Source organism: Herbaspirillum sp. AP02 (assembly GCF_015767275.1).
In the GTDB taxonomy this organism is placed as follows: Bacteria; Pseudomonadota; Gammaproteobacteria; order Burkholderiales; family Burkholderiaceae_D; genus Herbaspirillum.
The window spans coordinates 254806-276454 of record NZ_JADWMY010000002.1; the positions used below are offsets into that span (position 1 = coordinate 254806).

The following is a 21649-nucleotide window of genomic DNA, read 5'->3' on the forward strand; positions in this document are numbered from 1 at the left end:
ACCCGTTTTCCTTGGTGACCGCTACGTCGCTTACTTGGTGCCGAAGATACGGTCCCCTGCATCGCCCAGGCCCGGCACGATGTAGGCGTCCTCGTTCAGGTGCGAATCCAGCGAGGCGACATACAGCTTCACGTCCGGGTGCGCATCGGTGAACACCTGCACGCCTTCCGGGGCGGCGACCAGCGCCACGAAGACAATGTGCGAAGCCGGTACGCCGCGCTTCTTCAGCGCATCGACTGCATAGACGGCGGAGTTGCCGGTGGCCACCATCGGGTCGCACAGGATCATGATGCGGTCCTGCAGGTCCGGCAGGCGCACCAGGTATTCCACCGGCAGGTGGTTCTCGTCACGGTAGACGCCGATATGGCCTACACGGGCCGAAGGAATCAGTTCCAGCAGGCCATCGCTCATGCCCACGCCAGCGCGCAGCACCGGCACCACGGCCAGCTTCTTGCCGGCGATCACCGGCGCTTCATAACTCACCAGCGGGGTTTCGATGGTCTCGGTGGTCAGTGGCAGGTCGCGCGTGATTTCGTAACCCATCAGCAGCGTGATTTCGCGCAGCAGGTCGCGGAAGGTGCGCGTGGAGGTGCGCTTGTCCCGCATGTGCGACAGCTTGTGCTGGATCAGCGGATGGTCGAGGATGAAGAGGTTCTTGAAGCGCGGGTCTTGTTTCATGGCAAATGCGTGTCTGCTAGGTGGGGCGGCTGGCGCCGCGAGTCAGCATTGTCGCATTTCCTGACCGCGTGCGCGACGGACTGCTACCGCGCGCATGCAGCTTTATTCACATCAGCGACGACCGAACATCATCTGCCCGGCTAGCAGGGCGCGTGCACCGGGCAGCAGGTCGATGGCCCCCAGCGACAGGCCCAGCGCGGCCTGCAGCGGCGAGTCCTGGGGTGAGCCAGCGAAGATGCGCGCCATCAGGTCGGTCAGGCGGATGGTCAGGCCCCGGTCCTGGTCACGTTGGCGGTCGAAGGCCTGCAGCGCTTGCGGCGTGAGGTCACGGGCCAGCACATCGGCCAGTACACGGGCGTCGCGCAGGCCCAGGTTCAGGCCCTGGCCGGCGACGGGATGCAGCGTCTGCGCGGCATTGCCGATGGCCACAACGCGCCGGCCCTGGCCGGGGCGGGCGTTCAGGCCCAGCGGGAAGGCGTGGCGCGGGCTGATGCGGGTGAAGCGCCCGACCCGCTCGCCGAAGGTGCGCTGCAAGGCGGCCAGGAAGGCGGTGTCCTCTAGCGCCAGCAGCTGTTCGCCGGTGGCCGGACGGACACACCAGACCAGGGCATAGCCATCGTCCTGCGGCAGCAGCGCCAGCGGGCCTTCATCGGTAAAGCGCTCGAAGGCGCGGTGCGCGACGGGCTGGTCGGCATGCACATGGGCGATCACGCCCAGTTGCTGGTAGTCGCGCTGCAGGGTCTTTTGCTGTTGCTCACCGAAGACACCGCCCTCGGCCTGGATCACCAGTGCTGCGCGCAGCACCTGGCCGTCCTTGAGGGTGACGGCAACGTGTTCGTCCTCTTCGCTGATGTCCTGCGCCTCGGCCGGTCGCCTCAGCGTCAATCCCAATGGCGCGACGGCGCTCGCCAGCGCCCGGTTGACTTCGCCGTAGCGGGCCACATAGCCCAGCGCTGGCAGGTCGTAGTCCTTGCGGTCCAGCAGTGTGCGGCCGAAATGGCCGCGGCGCGAGACGTGGATCTGTTCGATGGCAGTGGCGCTGCGACCGATGTCGTTCCAGGCGCCCAGTTCCTCGAGGATCTGGCGGCTGCCATAGGAGAGGGCGATGGTGCGCGGATCGACGGCGGCCTGTTCGGGCGTCTTCATGTCGATCACGGCGATGCGTGCCGCGGGTATTTGGCGACGCGCCAGGAGGCCGGCCGCGCTTTGGCCGACGGGGCCGCCGCCACAGATGATCAGATCGAAATCGACGGATTGCATGATGCCGGAGGATGCCTTGGGCAAAAAAATCGGGAAGGCAACATTGTAGCGGAGCCGCGCTGGCCGGGCTTGATCCGGCGCATGCGCGGGGTGCTCAGTCTGGCATCGGCCATCCCGCTACCGACCGGTCAGCCCTGGCGCATCAGGGCTTCGATATCGTCGACACGGGTGGGTACGCCGGTGGTCAGCAGCTCGCAGCCGGCAGGGGTGACATGGGCGTCATCTTCGATGCGGATGCCGATGTTCCAGAACTGCTCCGGTACGCCTTCGCCCGGACGCACGTAGATGCCCGGTTCAATGGTCAGCACCATGCCCGCCTGTAGCGTACGCCAGGGTTTGCTGCCGTCGGCAGCAGCCGGATCGCGATAGTCGCCCACGTCATGCACATCCATGCCCAGCCAATGACCGGTGCGGTGCATGTAGAACTGGCGGTAGTCGCCCTTTTCGATGACATCCTCCAGCGAGCCGACCTTGCTCTTGTCCAGCAGGCCGGTATCCAGCATGCCCTGTGCCAATACGCGCACGGCGGCATCATGCCCGTCCATGAAGCGCTTGCCCGGTGCGGTCTCGGCAATGGCGGCCGCCTGCGCGGCCAGCACGATTTCATAGAGCGCCTTCTGCGGGCCGCTGAAGCGGCCGTTGGCCGGGAAGGTGCGGGTGATGTCGGCGGCGTAGCTGTCCAGTTCGCAGCCGGCGTCGATAAGTACCAGATCGCCGTCCTTGATCTCGGCGTCGCCGGCGCGATAGTGCAGCACGCAACTGTTGGCGCCGGTGGCGACGATGGAGCCATAGGCCGGGTATTGCGAACCGTTGCGACGGAATTCGTGCAGCAGCTCGGCTTCCAGGTGGTATTCACGCAGACCGGGGCGGCAGATGCGCATGGCGCGGCAATGCGCCTCGGCGGAAATGACGCCAGCGCGCTTCATGAGGTCGATCTCGTAGGCGTCCTTGAACAGACGCATGTCGTCCAGCAGCACATTCACATCGACCACTGCACCCGGAGCCGACACACCGCTGCGCGCCAGGGCACGCACGCCTTGCAGCCAGCGCTGCAATTGCGCGTCACGCTTCTCGTCCTGGCCTAGTGCAAAGTAGACCGCGCGGGCGTCGGCCAGCAGCGCGGGCATGCTCTTGTCCAGTTCCTCGATGGGATGGGCGGCGTCCAGGGCGAACAACTGCTGTGCGGCTTGCGGGCCGTGACGGTAGCCGTCCCAGATCTCGCGCTCCAGATTCTTGTCGCGGCAGAACAGGATGCTACGGTTTTCCTTGCCCGCCACCAGCACCAGCACTGCCTCCGGTTCGGTGAAACCGGTCAGGTAGTAGAAGTAGCTGTCATGGCGATACGGATAGTCGGCATCGCGATTGCGCATCACCTCGGGCGCGGTCGGGATGATGGCCACGCCCCCTCCGGCTTGTTGCAGGCTGGCGATCAGTCGTGCGCGGCGGGCCGCGAAGGGAGTGGCGTCGAAGCTCATGGCTGGTTTCCTTGGGGCGGCTGGTTCAGTGCTTCCAGTTGTTCGATGGTGCCGACGTTGTGCCACACGCCGCGGTAGACGTCACCGCCGATGCGGCCTTGTGCGGCAAGCTCGCGCAGCAGCGGGCCGAGCTTGGCGTGTGCGCCGGGCGCGATGCCATCGAACATCTGCGGACGATAGACACCGATGTTGGCGAAGGTCAGCTTGGGTTCGCCTTCATTGGAGAGGGCAAAGTTGTTCAGTGCGAAGTCGCCTGCGGGATGGAAGGGCGGATTCTTGACCAGGTAGAGCCAGGCCATGTCGCGCTTGTCTTCCGGCAGCGGATTGCCCCACGGGTCTTCGTCTTCCAGCACGGTCAGTAGCTCGGCGTAGTCGAAGTGAGGGCACCAGATGTCGCCGGAAACCGCAATGAAGGGATCCTCGCCCAGCAGGGGGCGCGCCCGGGCGATGCCGCCGGCCGTTTCCAGCGCCGTGCCTTCGGCCGAGTAGCGCAATTGCGCACCGTAGCGATTGCCGTCACCCAGCGTGTCTTCGATCATCTGCCCCAGGTGGGCATGGTTGATGACGATTTCGGTAATGCCGGCACGCACCAGCGACAGGATCTGCCAGACGATCAACGGCCGGCCGCGCACCTTCAGCAGCGGCTTGGGGCAGGTATCGGTCAGCGGACGCATGCGCTCGCCGCGACCGGCTGCGAAGATCATGGCTTTCATGGGCGGCGCCTCAGAAGGTGTAGCCGAACTTGGGCGCGTGTTCCTGCTCCAGTTTCTCGATCAGGCGCACCAGCGGAGTGAAGGCGACATAGCGGCGCGCGGTCTTGAGGGTGTATTCCATCACCAGCGGGATGTCCTTCAGGTAGCCATCCTTGCCATCGCGGTGGAACAGGCGGGCGAAGATGCCCAACACCTTCAGGTGGCGCTGCAGGCCCATCCATTCGAAGTCGCGGTAGAAGCTGTCGATGTCAGGCGTCACCGGCAGGCCGGCGCGACGCGCCTTTTCCCAGTAGCGGATGGCCCAATCCAGCACCATCTCCTCATCCCACTGGATGTAGGCGTCGCGCAGCAGCGAGACCAGGTCATAGGTAATGGGGCCATAGACCGCGTCCTGGAAATCCAGGATGCCCGGATTGCCCTTGGGCAGCACCATCAGGTTGCGGGAATGGTAGTCCCGATGCACGTAGACCTGCGGTTGCGCCAGGTTGTTGGCCAGGATGGCGTCGAAGGTCTTGTCCAGCACCGCGTTCTGCTCGTCGGTCAGCGTCACGCCCAGGTGCTTGCCGATGTACCACTCGCGAAACAGTTCCAGCTCGCGGCGCAGCAGCGGCCGGTCATACTCGGGCAGGGCTTCGGGCTTGCTTTGCGCTTGTAAAAGTACCAGCGCCTCGATCGCCTCCATGTATAGTGCGTGCGCGCTATCGGCCGACAGTTGCGACAGGTAGGTGGTCGAACCCAGGTCGGAAAGCAGCAGGAAGCCGCGTTCCGTATCCTGCGCCAGCACCTTGGGTACGGTCACACCGGTTTCTGCGAAGAGGCCCGCGACCTTGACGAAGGGGCGCACGTCTTCCTGCGGTGGCGGGGCATCCATGACGATGGCCGTGCCGCCGTCCGGTGTGTCCACGCGGAAATACCGCCGGAAACTGGCGTCGGCCGAGGCTGGACGCAGGGAAGAGGGCAGCACGGGAGTGGCGGCCAGGGTAGCTAGCCAGGCTTGCAGTTCGGACAGGCGGGGATCAGGGGTGGAACCGGGTGAAGACATGAACTATCTGAGGAAATCGTTGGACGTGGTTGAGTTCCCATATAATAAGGGATTCATTCCAAAAAATCCGCCTGCTCGGTATCTAGCCACTCTTTTCATGATCCGGTTTTCCAAGTCTTTAACTGAACGTACTGTCAACTGGCGGCTGGCGCGGCTGTTCTCATCGGCAATGGTGGTGGCTTCGGCCTCGGCCCTGTTGCCGCTTTCCGTGCATGCGCAGATGAGCCTGCCCTCGGCCTCACCCGTGCCTGCGCAGGATCAGGACGCCCCGGTCAACGTCAGTGCCGAGCAGATGACCGGCCGTCCTGACCGTCAGGTCAACCTCGATCGCGACGTGGAACTGGTCAAGGGCGCCACCACCATCAAGTCCGACAAGGCCGAATACCGCATCATCCAGGATGAGGTCGAAGCGACCGGCCACGTCTGGATGCAGCGCCTGCAGGACCAGTACACCGGCGACTATGCCGAGATGAACATGGGTACCGGCGCCGGCTACGTGACCAAGCCGACTTATTTGCTGGGCAAGAATGGCGGACGCGGCAAGGCCGAACGCATCGATTTCATCTCCGAGGATCAGGCCAAGGTCACCCAGGGAACCTATAGCACCTGCGAGGCACCGGATCCGGATTGGTACCTGCGTGCCAATACCATGGATCTGGACAGCGGCCTGAACGAAGGCACCATGCATGGTGGTCTGGTGTACTTCAAGGATGTGCCCATCCTGGGCGCGCCCTGGATGTCGTTCCCGCTGTCGGGCGAGCGCAAGTCCGGCGTACTGCCGCCCACCATCGGGATCACCAGCACTGGCGGCGCCGAACTGGCGGTGCCGTACTACTTCAACCTGGCGCCTAACTATGATCTGACGCTGGTGCCGAAGTACATCGCACGGCGCGGTCTGCAAATGGGCGCTGAAACCCGTTACATGGGCGATAGCTACAATGGCGTCACCTATGTCGAGGGCATCCAGGACCGGGTCACCGGCACCGGGCGTTATTCGCTGTCCTCGATCCACAACCAGACCCTGGCTCCCGGCCTGCAGCTGGCGTGGAACCTGAACAAGGCGTCCGACAACGACTATCCCTCCGATTTCTCGCATTCCATCACCGGCAGCACGCAACGCCTGTTGGCGCGTAATGTCAGCCTCAGCTACAGCAGCACGTATTGGAGCGTGACTGGCCTGGTGTCCAAGTATCAGTTGCTGCAGGATGTCAATGCGCCGATCAGCAAGCCCTACGACCGCGTACCGCAGCTGACTTTCAACGGCACGCGCTACGATGTCGGTGGCTTCGATTTCAACACGGTAGCGGAATTCACCCGTTTCAGCAGTGGTGACCTGGTCGGAGGCGATCGCAGCTATGTGACGCAGACCGTGTCGTATCCGATCATCCGTCCCGGCTATTTCATCACGCCCAAGGTAATCCTGGATGCTACGCAATACAGCCTGAACAACACCTCGTCCGGCCAGCCGACCACCTTCTCGCGTACCTTGCCGACCCTGTCGCTGGACTCGGGCATGATCTTCGAGCGCGAGTCCAACCTGCTTGGTCGCAGCATGACGCAAACGCTGGAGCCGCGCCTGTTCTACGTGCGCACCCCCTATCGCGACCAGTCGCAATTCCCGGTCTTCGATTCCGGCCTGGCCGACTTCAACTTCGCCCAGATCTTCACCGAGAACCGCTTTGTCGGCCATGACCGCATCAGCGATGCCAACCAGCTGACTGCCGCCGTGACCTCCCGCCTGATCGAGGAAAACGGCCTGGAGCGCCTGCGCGCTGCCGTCGGCCAGCGTTATTATTTCGCCGATCCCAAGGTCGGCATCAGCGGCACCACCACCACCACGCTGGGCAGCAAGTCTGACCTGCTGCTGGCGCTGGGCGGCCAGATCACGCGCGAATTCTCCACCGACAACACGGTGCAGTACAGCGAGACCCTGCGGCAGATGGTGCGCTCGACCTTCGGCATCCGCTGGCAACCGGCCCCCAAGCGGGTGCTGAACCTGCAATATCGCCTCGATCGCACCTACATCAACCCTTACACCGGCGTGCTCGATCCGCTCAAGCAGGTCGATATTTCCGGCCAATGGCCGCTGACCCAGCGTATCTACGCCGTCGGTCGCATGAACTATTCCATTCCCGACCGCACCGTGGCCGAAGGCCTGGCCGGGTTCGAATACAAAGCCGATTGCTGGGTCTTCCGGGTGGTCGCGCAGCGTATTCCGACGTCTTCCACCAAGGCGTCCACGGGCTTCTTCATCCAGCTCGAACTCAATGGCTTCTCAAAGATCGGCTCCAATCCCATGGATGCGATCAAGAGCAGCGTGCCCGGTTACCAGAACGTGAACTTGCCGGACTCCATGACCGGCAACAACAACTTCTAACCTTTTACGAACCAACGATTAGTCCATGCGTAATATGCGTACACCACACCTCGCAACAACCAAAACAGTGACCGCGCTGCTGTGCATGCTGGGCGTGATCAGCAATGCGCATGCGCAGTTCGCTACGACCATCATCCCCGTCACACCGCCTGAAACCGCTGCCAGTACACAGCAGGCAGCGCCAGCCAAGGCTACGCCCAAGGCCGCCGCCAAGCCGGCAGCGGCCAAGCCCGCAGCGCCTGCAGTAGCTGCCACGCCGCCGGTTGCGGCACCGGTCGCCGCCGCCGGCGGTCGCGTCGACCCGCGTCCGGTGGACTCCATCCTGGTGGTGGTCAACAACGAAGTCATCACCCGCCAGGAAGTGGCCGACCGTCTGGCCAGCGTGGAAAAGCGCATGACCTCGCAGAACGTCCAGCTGCCGCCGCGTGCGCAACTGGTGCGCCAACTGGTCGAACGCATGATCGTCGAACGCGCCCAGGCCCAGATGGCCAAGGAAAACGGCATTGTGGTGGACGACGTGATGCTGGACCGCGCCATGCAACGCATCGCCGAACAGAACAAGCTGTCCATGCCCGAATTCCGCACCCGTCTGGAATCCGAAGGCATGAACTACGCCAGCTTCCGCGAAGAGATCCGCCGTGAAATCCTCAGCCAGCGCCTGCGCGAGCGTGAGGTCGACAACAAGGTGGTGGTCACCGAATCCGAGATCGACAACTACCTCGCCGCCGAAGCCAATGCCGGCGGCCAGCGTCAGGAACTCGACATCGCCCAGATCCTGATCCGCGTGCCGGAAAACGCCTCCCCCGAGCAACTGGCCACCCGTCGTGAACGCGCCGAGGATGTGCTGCGTCAACTGAAGACCGGTGCCGATTTCGCCAAGACCGCGGCTGCCTATTCCGATGCCGCCGACGCCCTCACGGGTGGCGACCTCGGCTGGCGTCCCTCGGATCGCCTGCCGCAGCTGTTCCTGGATGGCGTGGCCAAGCTGCAGGATGGCCAGGTCAGCGGCCTGTTGAAGAGCGGCAATGGCTTCCACATCCTCAAGCTGGTCGGCCGCCGCGACGCCGGCGGTACCCAGGCCGCCGCGCCGGCCGTGCAGCAGACCCACGTGCGCCACATCCTGATCAAGGTCAACCAGGTCGTCACCGCCGCCGAAGCCAAGCGCAAGCTGACCGAACTCAAGGAGCGCCTGGACCACGGTGCCTCTTTCGAGGAGTTGGCCAAGCTGTATTCGAACGACCTGTCTGCCTCCAAGGGCGGTGATCTGGGCTGGATCTACCCGGGCGACACCGTCCCCGAGTTCGAACGCGCCATGGACCAGTTGAAGCCCGGCGAAGTCAGCCAGCCCATCGAAAGTCCGTTTGGTTACCATCTGATCCAGGTGGTCGAGCGCAAGACCGATGACGCCTCCAGGGAACGTACCCGCCAGGCGGCGCGCCAGGCCATCCGTGATCGCAAGATCGAGGAAGCCACCGAGGACTGGATGCGCCAGATCCGCGACCGCGCCTACGTCGAGTACCGCAACGACGAGTAAGTCGTGGCAAGAGGGCGCACCCGGCGTCCTTTCATCCGCACAAGAGGCCGGCTCCGTTGCCGGCTCTTGCATTTTTGAAACCCGCCATCGTGAGTCCTGAAGACGCCATGAACCGACCCATTCTTGCCCTGACCTGCGGCGAACCGGCAGGCATCGGTCCGGAGATTTCCCTGCGTGCTGCCTGGGAGCTGCGCGAGCAAGTGCGTTGCATCCTGCTGGGGGACGCCGCGCTGCTGGCCCAGACTGCCCATGACATCGATCCGTCCATGCGCGTGGCGGCCATCTCGATCCAGGCCTGGCGCAACAGCGGCCTGCCGCATTTCCCACAGGACTGCCTCACCGTCATTGACTGCCCGGTGGCCGAACCGGTGCGCCCGGGCGTACTGGATGCGCGCAATGGCCGCGCCGTGCTGCAGACCCTTGACCTGGCCGTGCAGGGTGCACTGGCCGGCGCCTTCGCCGCCATCGTCACTGCTCCGCTGCAGAAGAGCAGCATCAACGATGCCGGCGTGGCCTTCACCGGCCATACCGAATACCTGGCCGAAGTGACCCACACCCCGCAGGTCGTGATGATGTTGGCCGGTGGCGATGCCCCCCATCTGCGCGTCGCCCTGGCCACCACGCACCTGGCCTTGAAGGATGTGCCGGCTGCCATCACCGCCGCCAGCCTGGCGCGCACGCTGGACATCCTGCAGGCCGACCTGCGCGGCAAGTTTGGCATTGCCAGCCCACGCATCCTGGTCACCGGCCTCAATCCGCATGCGGGCGAAAGCGGCTACCTGGGTCGCGAGGAGATCGAGGTCATCACCCCGGCACTGGATGCCGCCCGCGCCCGCGGCATCGATGCCCGGGGCCCGTATCCGGCCGATACCCTGTTCCAGCCCAAGTACCTGGAAGAGGCCGATTGCGTGCTGGCCATGTACCATGACCAGGGCCTGCCGGTGCTCAAGTTCGCCAGTTTCGGCCATGGCATCAACATCACGCTCGGCCTGCCGCTGATCCGCACCTCGGTCGACCATGGTACCGCCCTGGACCTGGCGGCGGCCGGGCTGGGTCATGCCGACCATGGCAGCATGCTGGTGGCCATCCGCGCCGCTGCCGACATGGCGCGCCGGCAACAGAACACGGGCCGCTGAGGCCCGCCGCAACAAAACACAAGACAAGACCATGAAACATATCCCGCGCAAGCGCTTCGGCCAGAACTTCCTCACCGACGACTTGGTGCTGCACGACATCATCCGTTCGATTGCCCCCGCCGCCGACGATGCCATGGTCGAAATCGGCCCCGGCCTGGCGGCGATGACGGCCTTGCTGCTGGCAGAATTGCGTCACCTGCATGTGGTGGAACTGGATCGTGATCTGGTGGAGCGCCTCAAGAAACGTTTCGACGCCGCTCGCCTGACCGTGCATTCGGCCGATGCGCTCAAGTTCGATTTCGCCAGTCTCCCGGTACCGGAAGGACGCAAGCTGCGCGTGGTCGGCAACCTGCCCTACAACATTTCCAGCCCGCTGTTGTTCCACCTGGCCGAGATTGCCCCGCAGGTTCAGGACCAGCATTTCATGCTGCAAAAGGAAGTGGTCGAACGCATGGTGGCCGAGCCCTGCGGCAAGGCCTACGGCCGTCTGTCGGTGATGCTGCAATGGCGTTATCACATGGAGTTGTTGTTCGTGGTGCCCCCCACCGCCTTCGACCCGCCGCCAAAGGTTGATTCAGCCATCGTGCGCATGATTCCGCTGGCCCAGCCCATGGCCTGCCAGCAGGCCCTGCTGGAGCAGGTGGTGACCAAGGCCTTCTCGCAACGTCGCAAGGTGATCCGCAACTGCGTGGCCGGCCTGTTCAGCGAAGACGAACTGCGCCAGGCTGGCGTCGATCCCCAGGACCGCCCGGAAGCCGTGCCGGTGGAACAGTTCGTGGCACTGGCCAACCTGCTGGCGGCGCGCCAGGCGTGATCGATCCCTGTCAGCGGCGCAGGAGAGTACAGGGGCGTCTGTTGGACTTTATTACAGCTGCGCGCTCCATCCGTAAGAACTGTAACGAAGTTTCATATTCGATGGATTTGAGCTGAAGCTGTCTTATATTGGAATCGTGCCGCGACAGATCGCGGACTTTTTAGACAGGAGCCAATCATGGCCAGCAAAAAAATCGCATCGGTACTGATCGCCACCACTCTTCTTGCATCCGCTGCCGTCGTCAGCGCGCCCGCCATGGCGCATGACCGGGGCGGTAACGGAGTGGCCATCGCTGCCGGCATCATCGGCGCCGTCGCCATCGGATCGCTGATCGCCAACGCCAACTCCGCACCGGTATATCAGGCCCCGCCGCAGCAGGTCTACTACCAGGCGCCACAGCCGGTGTATTACCAGCCGCCGCAACAAGTGGTGTATGAACAACCGCGTTATTACGCGCCCCCGCCGCCACGCCCGGTGCGTTACGTCGAGCGGACCGAAGTGCGCACCTATCGTTACGACGACCGTTATCGCTACGATGACCGCTCCGCTTACTACGGCCGTTGAGGCAGACACGGGACCGGTCCCCCGGTAGCGGTCCAGGACATCCACGGCGCAAGCCATCTTGAGGAAAAACGGGCAATCCACGGATTGCCCGTTTTTTCGTCTCTCACTGTCGGCCGCCGACCGCCTGCACCGGCCTGGGCTGGGCGCGAGGACGCCAAATCGGGGATAATGTCGGATTGCGTCACATTAGCCATGAATCAAAAGGAGTCGCCAAGTGAGAATGTTGCATACGATGCTGCGCGTGGGAAATCTGGATCGTTCCATCGATTTCTATACCCAGGTGCTGGGCATGAAGCTGCTGCGCAGGAATGACTACCCTGACGGCAAGTTCACACTGGCCTTCGTCGGCTATGGCGAAGAACGTGATCACACCGTGCTCGAACTGACCCATAACTGGGACACCGAGTCCTATGACCTGGGCGACGCCTACGGCCATATCGCCATCGAGGTCGATGACGCCTATGCCGCCTGCGATGCGGTCAAGGCCAAGGGCGGCGCGGTCACCCGCGAAGCCGGCCCGATGAAGCACGGCAAGACCGTGATCGCCTTCGTCACCGACCCGGATGGCTACAAGATCGAGTTCATCCAGAAGAAAGAGCAGTACAGCGCCGCCGACTGAGGCGCGCGCCTGCCAGCCTGCCAGCCCGCTCCTGCGGGCTTTTTTCATTGCAAAGGTCGGCTGGTCGATACTTCCGCACCCACCGGGCAGGTTGGATCACTCCATCAAAAACCACAGCAGGAACGTCAATTGAGCCTCTACCAACTTTCCAAAAGCCACATGCGTCGCCTGTGGGTCGAATACGGCATCCTCTGGAGCGGCGCCATCATCGTCGGCCTGGTGGCAGTCCTGTATGCGCAGGCCATCGAGATCGGTTTCGGTGTCTTTCGCAGCATCGAACACCGCTCGCCCTGGCTGCCATTGCTCTTGACGCCGGCCGTCTGTGCCGCCTGCGTCTGGATCACGCGGCGCTACTTCCCCGGTTCTGAAGGCAGCGGCATTCCCCAGGCCATTGCCACCTTGCACGGCGATACTGCCGAGCGCGGCAATGCGCTGCTTTCCATTCGCGTCATGGTCGGCAAGATCGTGCTCTCGGTGGTGGCCATCGCTGGTGGCATGACAATTGGCCGGGAAGGGCCGACGGTGCAGATCGGTGCGGCCATCATGTACAACCTGCGTCGCCTGTATCCGGCCGGATACGAACACATGGAGCGCCGCCTGATCCTGGCCGGTGCGGCGGCCGGTCTGGCTGCCGCGTTCAACACCCCGCTGGCCGGGATTGTCTTCGCCATCGAAGAACTCTCGCGCAGCTTCGAGCAGCGCGCCAGCGGGGTGGTCATCACCACCATCATCTTCGCCGGTCTGGTGGCCCTGTCCATCAATGGCAACTACACCTATTTCGGTTCCATCGCCTTTCCCGGCGAGACCAGCGGCCGGCTGATCCTGGCGGTGCTGGTCACGGCCGTGCTGACCGGCGTGGCCGGCGGCGTGTTCTGCTGGTTGATCCTCAATCCGACCCGCTGGATTCCCGCCCGCGTAGTGAGCCTGCGCGCCGAGCGCCCCGTGGCCTTCGCCGCTGGTTGCGGTTTCATCGTCGCCATCATTGGCGTGGCGGCCGGCGGCGCCACCTTCGGCAGCGGTTACGAGCAGGCGCATGGCTTGCTCAATGATGGTCAGGGCCTGTCGGTGTTCTATCCCTTCCTGAAGTTTGCCTCAATGATCGGCTCCTACCTGCCGGGCCTGCCGGGCGGGATTTTCGCGCCCTCACTGTCCATCGGCGCCGGCTTCGGCAACCTGCTGCACCTGGTCTTCGGTGGGACTTCGCTGCCCATGCTGGTGGCCCTGGCGATGGTCGGCTACCTGGCGGCAGTGACGCAGTCGCCAATCACCGCCTTCGTGATCGTGATGGAAATGGTCGATGGTCACGCACTGGTGATCTCCCTGATGGCCACCGCCCTGATCGCCTCGGCCGTCTCCAAGGTCTTCGCGCCGCCGCTGTATGAAACTCTGGCAGAGCGTTATATGAAGCAGTGATTCCGGTGAATCGTCCGGCGGCTGCGTCAATTTGACGCAGCCGCCCATCCCCTTGCCCTCTCTGCATCACCGTCATCGTCGTCGCTTTGTGGGGAGGGTCGCGACAATATGTCGCAGCCCTGCGCCGCCGCTCTTCCTGATAATTGTCAGCCTACCGATAACGACAATCACAGGGGAATCCCATGCAATTGACACCTTGCGCCTGCGCCATTGCGCTGGCCTTCGCTGCGTGCGGCCATGCGCTGGCGCAGAGCACCGACGACACCCGTCTACCCACCGTCACGGTCCATGGCGAGCCGTCGCCTCCAACCACCGTAACCAACGCGGCAAGCGCTGACAGCACCGCGCAGCTGCTCGACCAGCCCGGTTTTTATGCCGCTGCCGCCGGTGGCGTCTCGGCGCTGCCGGTGCTCAACGGCTTTGCGGCCGACCGCCTCAAGATCCGCCTGGATGGCATGGAAGTCACGGCGGCCTGCGGTAACCAAATGAACGCCCCCATGTCCTACATGCCGCCTTCGCAGGTTGGCATGACGCGGGTGGTGGCTGGCATCACGCCGGTCAGCATTGGCGGCGACAGCATCGGCGGCAGCATCGAACTGTCTTCTCCAGCGCCGCAATTTGCGCAGCAGGCGGGGCAGTTGTTGAGCAAGGGCGGTTTCTCGGTCTCGGCACGCAGCGTCAATTCCGAAGTATCGGCTTCGGTCAATGCCACGGTGGCCAGCGATAGCCTGTCGGTCAGCTACGTGGGGAGCCAGTCGCGTGCCGAGAGCTATGTCAACGGCAAGGGCGACAAGGTCCTCGGCAGCCAGTTCGAGAGCAACAACCACGCATTGACCCTGGCGGCGCGGGGAGAGGGCCAGCAGCTGGTGCTCAAGGTCGGCCAGCAATACATTCCCTATCAAGGCTTTCCGAACCAGTACATGGACATGACGGGAAACCGTTCCACCTTCGCCAACCTGGGCTACGACCGTCGCTTTGGCTGGGGCAAGCTGTTGACCAAATTGTATTGGCAGCGTACCGAACACGAAATGGGCTTCTTCAGCGCGGAACGCAGCGGTACCATGCCCATGGATACGCGCGGCCGCGACATGGGCTACAGCGTGCGCGCGGACATCGATCTGGGCCAGGACGGTGCCAGCGTGCTGCGTCTGGGCAACGAATACCACAGCTTCCACCTCGACGATTTCTGGCCACCGGTACCTGGCTCGATGATGATGGGGCCAAGCACCTATGTGAACATCAACGATGGCAGTCGCGAGCGCATGGCACTGTTCGCGGAATGGGAGCACAAGCTCGATGCGCGCTGGACCACCCTGGTCGGCGTACGCGACGAACTGGTCAGGACCGATGCCGGCAACGTGCAGCCTTACGGTACCGGCATGATGAACATGACCGACCTGATGGCGGCCAACGCCTTCAATGCACGGGATCACGCACGGCGCGACAACAACCTCGATGTCACTGCCCTGGCGCGCCTGGAAGCCGATGCCGGTCACACCTACGAGTTCGGCTATGCCCGCAAGACCCGCTCTCCCAACCTGTACGAGCGCTACACCTGGGGCCGCGGCACCATGGCCATGACCATGACCAACTGGTTCGGCGATGGCAACGGCTACGTCGGTAATATCGACCTCAAGCCGGAGGTGGCGCATACGCTGTCGGCCACGGCGGACTGGCACAGCGAAGACAGTGAGGGTAGCGATGGTGGCGGGCCGCGCTGGTTCTTCAGGCTCACGCCCTACTTCAGCTACGTCGAGAACTACATCGATGCGGATGTGATCGGCAGCTTCAATCCCTACAGCGTGAGCAGTGCCTCCGGCAAACTACTGCAGTTCGCCAATCACGACGCCCGGCTATACGGCATCAATGCCTCGTGGAAATGGCCGTTGTGGCGCACGGCTGGCCTGGGTGACATTGCCTTCACCGGCAAGGCCGGTCTCACGCGCGGCAAGCGAGTCGACGGCGGCAACCTCTATCACATGATGCCTTTCAACGTGCTGGCTGCGCTGGAACAGAAACGCGGTGCCTGGACCAACCGCGCCGAATTGAACTATGTGGCGCGCAAGACGCTGGTGGACAGCAATCGACTGGAACCGGTCACGGCCAGCTACACCGTCGTCAATCTCAGGACCGCTTATCGCTTCAACCAGGCCATCAGCGTCAATGCGGGCATCACCAATCTCTTCAACCGCAACTACGCCGACCCGCTGGGCGGGGTCTATCTGTCGGGACTGGCCAATGCCAGGAGCGGCAGCCTGCAAGCCTTGCCCGGCTATGGACGTTCGCTGGATGTGGGCGTGAATGTGAGTTTCTGAGCACGCCAAGGCGCGCCGGTCAGAAGATCGGCAGGGTTTCCGGCGCGCTGTCGCGCAAGGCCTTCTTGGCCGACTCGAACTCGGGAAAGATCGATTGCACCGTGGCCCAGAAGCGCGGGCTGTGGTTCATCTCTCGCAGATGTGCCAGCTCGTGGGCGATCACGTAGTCGATCAGGGGCAGGGCGAAATGCATCAGACGCCAGTTCAGGCGGATGCGCGCATCCGAGGTGCAGGAGCCCCACTGCGTGGTGGCCGAGGACAGCGCATAGGAGCGGTAGGTCACGCCCAGTTTTTCGGCATAGATCATCAGGCGCTTGCCGAACAGTTCTTCGGCACGGGCCTGCAGCCAGCCCTGCACGCGATCCTTCAACTGCTGCTCGCCAGCGTCGGCCGGCAGGCTGATGTTCAGTTCGCGCGTCACTTCATCGAGGATCACTGCCTGCCGCTGGCCGGTGCAGATGCGCAGGGTGATGTCCTTGCCCAGGTAGGGCAGGGTGGCGCCATCGCGCCATTGCATCTGCGGTTGCAGGCGCCGCGCCGAACGTTCGCGGCGCTCGCTGAGCTTGGCGAGGATCCAGCGTTGCTTTTCGCGAATGGCATTGTCGATCTCGGCCAGCGTCACCCACTTGGGTGCAGTCACGCGCAAGCCTTCATCGCTGACCAGGAAGCCGATGGTGCGGCGCTTGGAACGCAACAAGGCGAAATCGATGGTGTGCTCGCCCAGATGGATGCGCCGCTTGCCGTCGGCCGGCCGTCCGCTGGGCGGGGCCGGCAGGGGGCTGGCCGGTGTCGCTGGCAGTGGGGTCAGCAAGGTGGGTAGTGGGGTTGGCAAGGGCGCGGCGTGCACCACCGGATTGGGTGTGACGATCAGCGGTGGCTGCACCGTCGGCGAAGGCAGCGCCGGGCCGAGTTCGGCCGGTGGCGCAGTCGCGGTGGCGGGCGCCGCAAACAAGTCCAGTTGCAGCGAGAGCTGGTCGGGATTGGGCTTGGGTTTGCGCAGAAGTATCAAGGCGGTCGCGGCGTCCTGGGTGCAATGGGCTAAGGATGGAGGCCGCGCAGCATTACTGGGAAGCAGCTTGGGCGGCCGGCCGGGGCGCGCTGTTCTTGTAGACGTCCGGCGAAATCACGCGCATCTCGGATTCTATCCAATTTTCGACGCGCTCGTTCAACTGCTGGGGATTGAGGCCTTCGGGTGAGATCGGCTTGCCGATGGACACCGTGATCAGGCCCGGCTTCTTGATGAAGCTGCCCTTGGGCCAGCATTCGCCGGAGTTCATCGCCACCGGAACCACCAGCGTATTGGTCTCCACTGCCAGGCGTGACCCCCCCGCCTTGTACTTGCCCTGTGAACCGACGGCCGTGCGTGTTCCCTCGGGGAACATCATGATCCACTGGCCATCCTGCAGGCGACGACGACCATGTTCCAACACCTGGGAGAAGGCATCGCGGCCCTTCTTGCGATCGATGGGGATCATGCGCAGCAGGGCGATGCCCCAGCCGAAGAAAGGCACGTAGGTCAGCTCCTTCTTGAACACGAACACCAGCGGACGCGGGCTGTTGATGACGTAGAAGATGGTTTCCCAGGCCGACTGGTGCTTGGAAAGCAGGATTGCCGGCGCGTCGGGCAGGTTCTCCTTGCCGCGTATCTCATAGCGGATGCCACAGATCACGCGGGCAGTCCAGATCACGAAGACGTTCCAGCGCGACGTCCACCAGTAACGCTGGGCGTAAGGGAAGGGGGCCGACAGCAGGCAGGCGAAGGACCAGATGATGGTGGCCACGGCCATCAGGACCATGAAGACCACCGAACGCAGGATCAGTACAAGGCGCAAAATCGTTTCTCCCATGCCGAGGCATGTTGATGTTGTAAGGGGGTGCTGCCCGCCATGCGGCAGGCTGCCAGCACTATACCGAAACCCCGACCGGCGACTTCAGGATGAAATCAACCACAGCCGATAAATCCGGGAAGACCAGCGTGCCGGGCGGCAAGCCGCCCTTGGCCTGGGTCTTCTCCCCCTTGCCGGTCAGCACCAGGAACGGCGCGCACCCGGCCACATAGCCGGCCTGCAGGTCGCGCAGCGAATCGCCGACGGTGGTCACGCCGCCGCGCAGGCTGATGTTGAAGCGCCTGGCGATCTCGTGGAACATGCCCGGCTTGGGCTTGCGACAGTCGCAGTTATCGGCGTCCGAGTGCGGGCAGAAGAACACCGCATCGATATCCGCACCGACCTGCTGGGCGGCCGTGTGCATCTTCTGGTGGATGGCGTTGAGGGTCTTGATGTCGTACAGACCACGTGCCACGCCGGACTGGTTGGTGGCCACCACCACGCGATAGCCGGCCTGGTTCAGGCGCGCAATCGCTTCCAGTGACCCCTTGATGGGGATCCACTCGTCCGGGGACTTGATGTAGGCGTCGGAGTCGTGATTGATGACGCCATCGCGATCGAGGATGATCAGTTTCATGCCTGCTGCTTCCCTTCATGAACACCGCCGCGCAGGAACAGGCCCATGCGCGGCGGATCGGTACGACGGTCGGGCGTGGCGTGCTGCTTAGGCTGCCAGCTTGGAAATATCGGCCACCTGGTTGAGCATGGCGTGCAGCGCCGCCAGGAGGGCCTGGCGATTCTTGCGCAGTTGCTCGTCCTCGGCGTTGACCATGACATCGTTGAAGAAGGCATCGACGTTCTGGCGCAGTTGCGCCAGCGCCTTCAGGGCGCCGGCGAAGTCGCCCTTGGCGTAGGCCGCCTCCACCTGCGGACGGGTGGTCTGCATGGCCGCGAACAGACCTTGCTCGGCGGCTTCCTGCAGCAGGCTTTCCTGCACCGCGCCGTGGGCATCGATGGCCACGCCTTCGATCTTCTTCAGGATGTTGGTGATGCGCTTGTTGGCTGCAGCCAGGGCCTCGGCTTCGGGCAGGGCGGCGAAGGCCTGCACGGCCTGCAGGCGTTCCACCACGTTGTCCAGCACCTCTGGCTGCTGCGCCACTACCGCTTCCACTTCATTCTGCGCAAAGCCGCGCTCGCGCAGCAGGCCGCGCAGGCGGTCGTAGATGAAGGCACGCACGTCGGCGCGCGGGTCCTTGAAATTGGCATTGCCGGCGAACAGTGCCGCAGCGGCGTCCAGCAGCGCGGTCAACGACAGCGGCAGGCGCTTTTCCACCAGCATGCGCAGCACGCCCAGCGCATGACGACGTAATGCGAACGGGTCCTTGTCGCCGGTCGGTTGCAGACCGATGCCCCAGATGCCGACCAGGGTTTCCAGCTTGTCGGCCAGCGCCACGGCGGTGCCGGTCGCGCTGGCGGGCAGTGCGTCGCCGGCAAAGCGCGGCTGGTAGTGTTCGGAAGCGGCCAGGGCGACTTCATCCGGTTCGCCGTCATGGCGCGCATAGTAAGTGCCCATGATGCCTTGCAGCTCGGGGAATTCACCCACCATGTCGGTCAACAGGTCGGCCTTGGCCAGCAGCGCGCCGCGTTCGGCCAGCGCCACATCGCCCCCCATCAGCGCGGCGATCTTGCCGGCCAGCGTCTGCACGCGTTCGGTGCGCTGCAGCTGATTGCCCAGCTTGTTGTGGTAGACCACGTTGGCCAGTTGCGGGACACGCTCGGCCAGGGTCTTCTTCTTGTCCTGCTCGAAGAAGAACTTGGCATCCGACAGGCGCGGACGCACCACGCGCTCGTTGCCGCCGATGATGTGTTCCGGACGGGCGGTCTCCAGGTTGGAGACGATCAGGAAGCGCGAACGCAGCTTGCCGGCGTTGTCGGTCAGCGCGAAATACTTCTGGTTGGTCTGCATGGTCAGGATCAGGCATTCCTGTGGCACGGCCAGGAATTCGTCCTCGAACCTGCATTCATAGACCACCGGCCATTCGACCAGGGCCGTCACTTCGTCCAGCAGTGAATCGGGCATCAGCACCTGGTCGGCGCCAGCCTTGGCCAGCAGCGCGGCGCGAATCTTTTCGCGGCGCTCCGTAAAGCTGGCGATGACCTTGCCTTGCGCGGCCAGCGTTTCCACGTAGGTCTGCGGCGAGGCGATCTGCAGTGCGCCGGAGGACAGGAAGCGATGGCCCAGCGTGGTGCGGCCGGCATCCAGGCCCAGGATGTTGATCGGCACCACATCATTGCCCAGCAATGCCACCAGATAGTGCGCCGGGCGCACGAAGTGCACCGTCTCGCCGGCAGCGCGGCCGAACTGGCGCTGATAGCTCATCAGCTTGGGGATGGGCAGCTTGGTCAGGCTCTCTTCCAGCGCCGTCTGCAGGCCCACGGCCAGGGCCGAGCCCTTGGCGGTATAGGTGTAGAAGAAGCTTTCGGCCTTGCCGTCCTGGGCGCGTTCGAGCTGGTCCGGAGTGATCACGGTGGCCCCGGTGGCGGCGGCCAGCGCAGCCAGTTTTTTCACCAGCGGTGCGGCCGGACGGCCTTCGGCATCCAGCGCCACGGTCACCGGCAAGACCTTTTCACGGATGGACTTGTCCGGCGAGGCGGCACGTACGCCGGTGATGGACACGGCCAGCCGGCGTGGGGTCGCATAGGCGGTGGCAGCAGCGTCGGATTCGAGATAGCCGCGGCTTTGCAGACCGTTGAATATGCCGGCGGCAAAGGCATCGCCCAGCTTGGCCAGGGCCTTGGGCGGCAATTCTTCGGTGACGAGTTCTACGAGGAGTGTCTGGTTCATGTTGTCTGTCTTGCTGTCTTGCTCGGGACGCCGGCTCTTGGCCGACGCCGCATGATGTCATTGGCCGTATTCAGCCCGCTCTTCAGGCTGCAACCCGGGTGTCACCCAGCATCGGGAAGCCCAGGCGTTCGCGCGATTCGAAGTAGGCCTGCGCCACCGAACGCGAGAGGTTGCGGATGCGGCCGATATAGGCGGCGCGCTCGGTCACCGAGATGGCGCCACGGGCATCGAGCATGTTGAAGGTGTGCGCCGCCTTCAGGACCTGCTCGTAGGCCGGCAGGGCCAGCGGGACTTCCATCAGGCGCTTGGCTTCGGCTTCATAGTTGGAGAACAGCGAGAACAGGAACTCGGTGTTGGAATACTCGAAGTTGAAGGTCGATTGCTCCACCTCGTTCTGGTGGAACACGTCGCCATAGGTCAGATGTTTCTTGACGCCGTTCTCGATCCACTCCGTCCAGACCAGGTCATAGACGTTTTCCACGCCCTGCAGGTACATCGCCAGGCGTTCGATGCCATAGGTGATCTCGCCCAGCACCGGCTTGCAGTCCAGGCCGCCGACCTGCTGGAAGTAGGTGAACTGGGTCACTTCCATGCCGTTGAGCCAGACTTCCCAGCCCAGGCCCCAGGCGCCCAGGGTCGGGTTTTCCCAGTCATCCTCGACGAAGCGCACATCATTCTGCTGCAGGTCCAGGCCCAGCGCTTCCAGCGAACCTAGGTAGAGGTCGAGGATGTTTTCCGGGGCCGGCTTCAAGACCACCTGGTACTGGTAGTAATGCTGCATGCGGTTGGGGTTTTCGCCGTAGCGGCCATCCTTGGGGCGGCGCGAAGGCTGGACATAGGCGGCGCGCCACGGCTCGGGGCCGATCGCGCGCAGGAAGGTCGCGGTATGCGAGGTACCTGCGCCGACTTCCATGTCATAGGGTTGCAGTAGCGCGCAGCCCTGGGCGTCCCAATATTCTTGCAACTTGAGGATGATTTGTTGAAATGTCAGCATCGTGTGTGGTTGCCTGGCGAACCGGCGGAGGAATTGCGAAAACC

Annotated in this window: 18 protein-coding genes; 8 read left to right on the top strand and 10 right to left on the bottom strand. The window is 63.7% G+C overall.

The genetic code is table 11. The features are described 5' to 3' along the window. Positions 1-30: 30 nt before the first annotated feature. The 5 genes from upp to I5R65_RS07135 all read right to left on the bottom strand — a co-directional run bounded on the left by upp (position 31) and on the right by I5R65_RS07135 (position 5168). Positions 31-678, bottom strand: coding sequence for a uracil phosphoribosyltransferase (upp, locus tag I5R65_RS07115; RefSeq protein ID WP_180665780.1), 648 nt, complete (start codon positions 676-678; stop codon positions 31-33). A gap of 111 nt (positions 679-789) precedes the next feature. Beyond that, positions 790-1938, bottom strand: a complete 1149-nt coding sequence (locus I5R65_RS07120) for an FAD-dependent monooxygenase (protein ID WP_180665782.1) — start codon at positions 1936-1938, stop codon at positions 790-792. 128 nt (positions 1939-2066) lie between these two features. After that, a complete protein-coding gene (locus I5R65_RS07125; protein WP_180665784.1) occupies positions 2067-3413 on the bottom strand; it encodes an aminopeptidase P N-terminal domain-containing protein in 1347 nt (448 codons plus the stop codon). Continuing rightward, positions 3410-4126, bottom strand: coding sequence for an N-acetylmuramate alpha-1-phosphate uridylyltransferase MurU (gene murU / locus I5R65_RS07130; RefSeq protein WP_180665786.1), 717 nt, complete (start codon positions 4124-4126; stop codon positions 3410-3412). Before murU ends, I5R65_RS07125 begins: the two co-directional genes overlap by 4 nt. A 10-nt stretch (positions 4127-4136) precedes the next feature. Next, complete coding sequence (locus I5R65_RS07135; protein ID WP_180665788.1) at positions 4137-5168, bottom strand: aminoglycoside phosphotransferase family protein; 1032 nt, start codon at positions 5166-5168, stop codon at positions 4137-4139. Positions 5169-5265: 97 nt separating this feature from the next. On the opposite strand from I5R65_RS07135, the gene I5R65_RS07140 reads away from it, so the two are divergent. From I5R65_RS07140 to I5R65_RS07175, 8 genes are all read left to right on the top strand, one after another. Then, complete coding sequence (locus I5R65_RS07140; RefSeq protein ID WP_180665790.1) at positions 5266-7545, top strand: LPS-assembly protein LptD; 2280 nt, start codon at positions 5266-5268, stop codon at positions 7543-7545. A 25-nt stretch (positions 7546-7570) separates the two neighbouring features. After that, entirely contained in the window at positions 7571-9079 is a 1509-nt protein-coding gene (locus tag I5R65_RS07145) for a peptidylprolyl isomerase (protein ID WP_180665792.1), read from the top strand. Between the two features lie 107 nt (positions 9080-9186). Beyond that, on the top strand, positions 9187-10215 hold the full coding sequence (pdxA, locus tag I5R65_RS07150) for a 4-hydroxythreonine-4-phosphate dehydrogenase PdxA (protein WP_180665794.1): 1029 nt from the start codon (positions 9187-9189) through the stop codon (positions 10213-10215). 31 nt (positions 10216-10246) lie between these two features. Then, positions 10247-11029 (top strand): 16S rRNA (adenine(1518)-N(6)/adenine(1519)-N(6))-dimethyltransferase RsmA, encoded by a 783-nt coding sequence (gene rsmA, locus I5R65_RS07155; RefSeq protein ID WP_180665796.1) that lies wholly within the window; start codon positions 10247-10249, stop codon positions 11027-11029. 177 nt (positions 11030-11206) lie between these two features. Further along, positions 11207-11593, top strand: a complete 387-nt coding sequence (locus I5R65_RS07160; protein ID WP_180665798.1) for a hypothetical protein — start codon at positions 11207-11209, stop codon at positions 11591-11593. Positions 11594-11807: 214 nt separating this feature from the next. Beyond that, the gene (gene gloA / locus I5R65_RS07165; RefSeq protein WP_196872159.1) at positions 11808-12212 is read left to right on the top strand and encodes a lactoylglutathione lyase; all 405 of its coding nucleotides are present in this window, start codon (positions 11808-11810) and stop codon (positions 12210-12212) included. Between the two features lie 159 nt (positions 12213-12371). Beyond that, on the top strand, positions 12372-13625 hold the full coding sequence (locus I5R65_RS07170) for a chloride channel protein (RefSeq protein WP_231395113.1): 1254 nt from the start codon (positions 12372-12374) through the stop codon (positions 13623-13625). Between the two features lie 182 nt (positions 13626-13807). Beyond that, entirely contained in the window at positions 13808-15940 is a 2133-nt protein-coding gene (locus I5R65_RS07175; protein WP_180665804.1) for a TonB-dependent receptor, read from the top strand. Between the two features lie 19 nt (positions 15941-15959). Here the strand turns inward: I5R65_RS07175 and I5R65_RS07180 are convergent, their stop codons facing one another. From I5R65_RS07180 to glyQ, 5 genes are all read right to left on the bottom strand, one after another. After that, positions 15960-16949 carry a M48 family metallopeptidase gene (locus tag I5R65_RS07180; RefSeq protein ID WP_180665806.1) on the bottom strand — a complete coding sequence of 330 codons (990 nt, stop codon included), beginning with the start codon at positions 16947-16949 and terminating at the stop codon, positions 15960-15962. 52 nt (positions 16950-17001) lie between these two features. After that, entirely contained in the window at positions 17002-17787 is a 786-nt protein-coding gene (locus tag I5R65_RS07185; protein WP_180665808.1) for a 1-acyl-sn-glycerol-3-phosphate acyltransferase, read from the bottom strand. A gap of 58 nt (positions 17788-17845) precedes the next feature. Beyond that, entirely contained in the window at positions 17846-18403 is a 558-nt protein-coding gene (gene gmhB / locus I5R65_RS07190; RefSeq protein ID WP_180665810.1) for a D-glycero-beta-D-manno-heptose 1,7-bisphosphate 7-phosphatase, read from the bottom strand. 87 nt (positions 18404-18490) lie between these two features. Beyond that, positions 18491-20611: a glycine--tRNA ligase subunit beta gene (gene glyS, locus I5R65_RS07195; protein ID WP_180665812.1), complete on the bottom strand. Its 2121-nt coding sequence runs from the start codon at positions 20609-20611 to the stop codon at positions 18491-18493. 82 nt (positions 20612-20693) lie between these two features. Further along, a complete protein-coding gene (glyQ, locus tag I5R65_RS07200; protein ID WP_180665814.1) occupies positions 20694-21605 on the bottom strand; it encodes a glycine--tRNA ligase subunit alpha in 912 nt (303 codons plus the stop codon). Positions 21606-21649 lie beyond the last annotated feature (44 nt).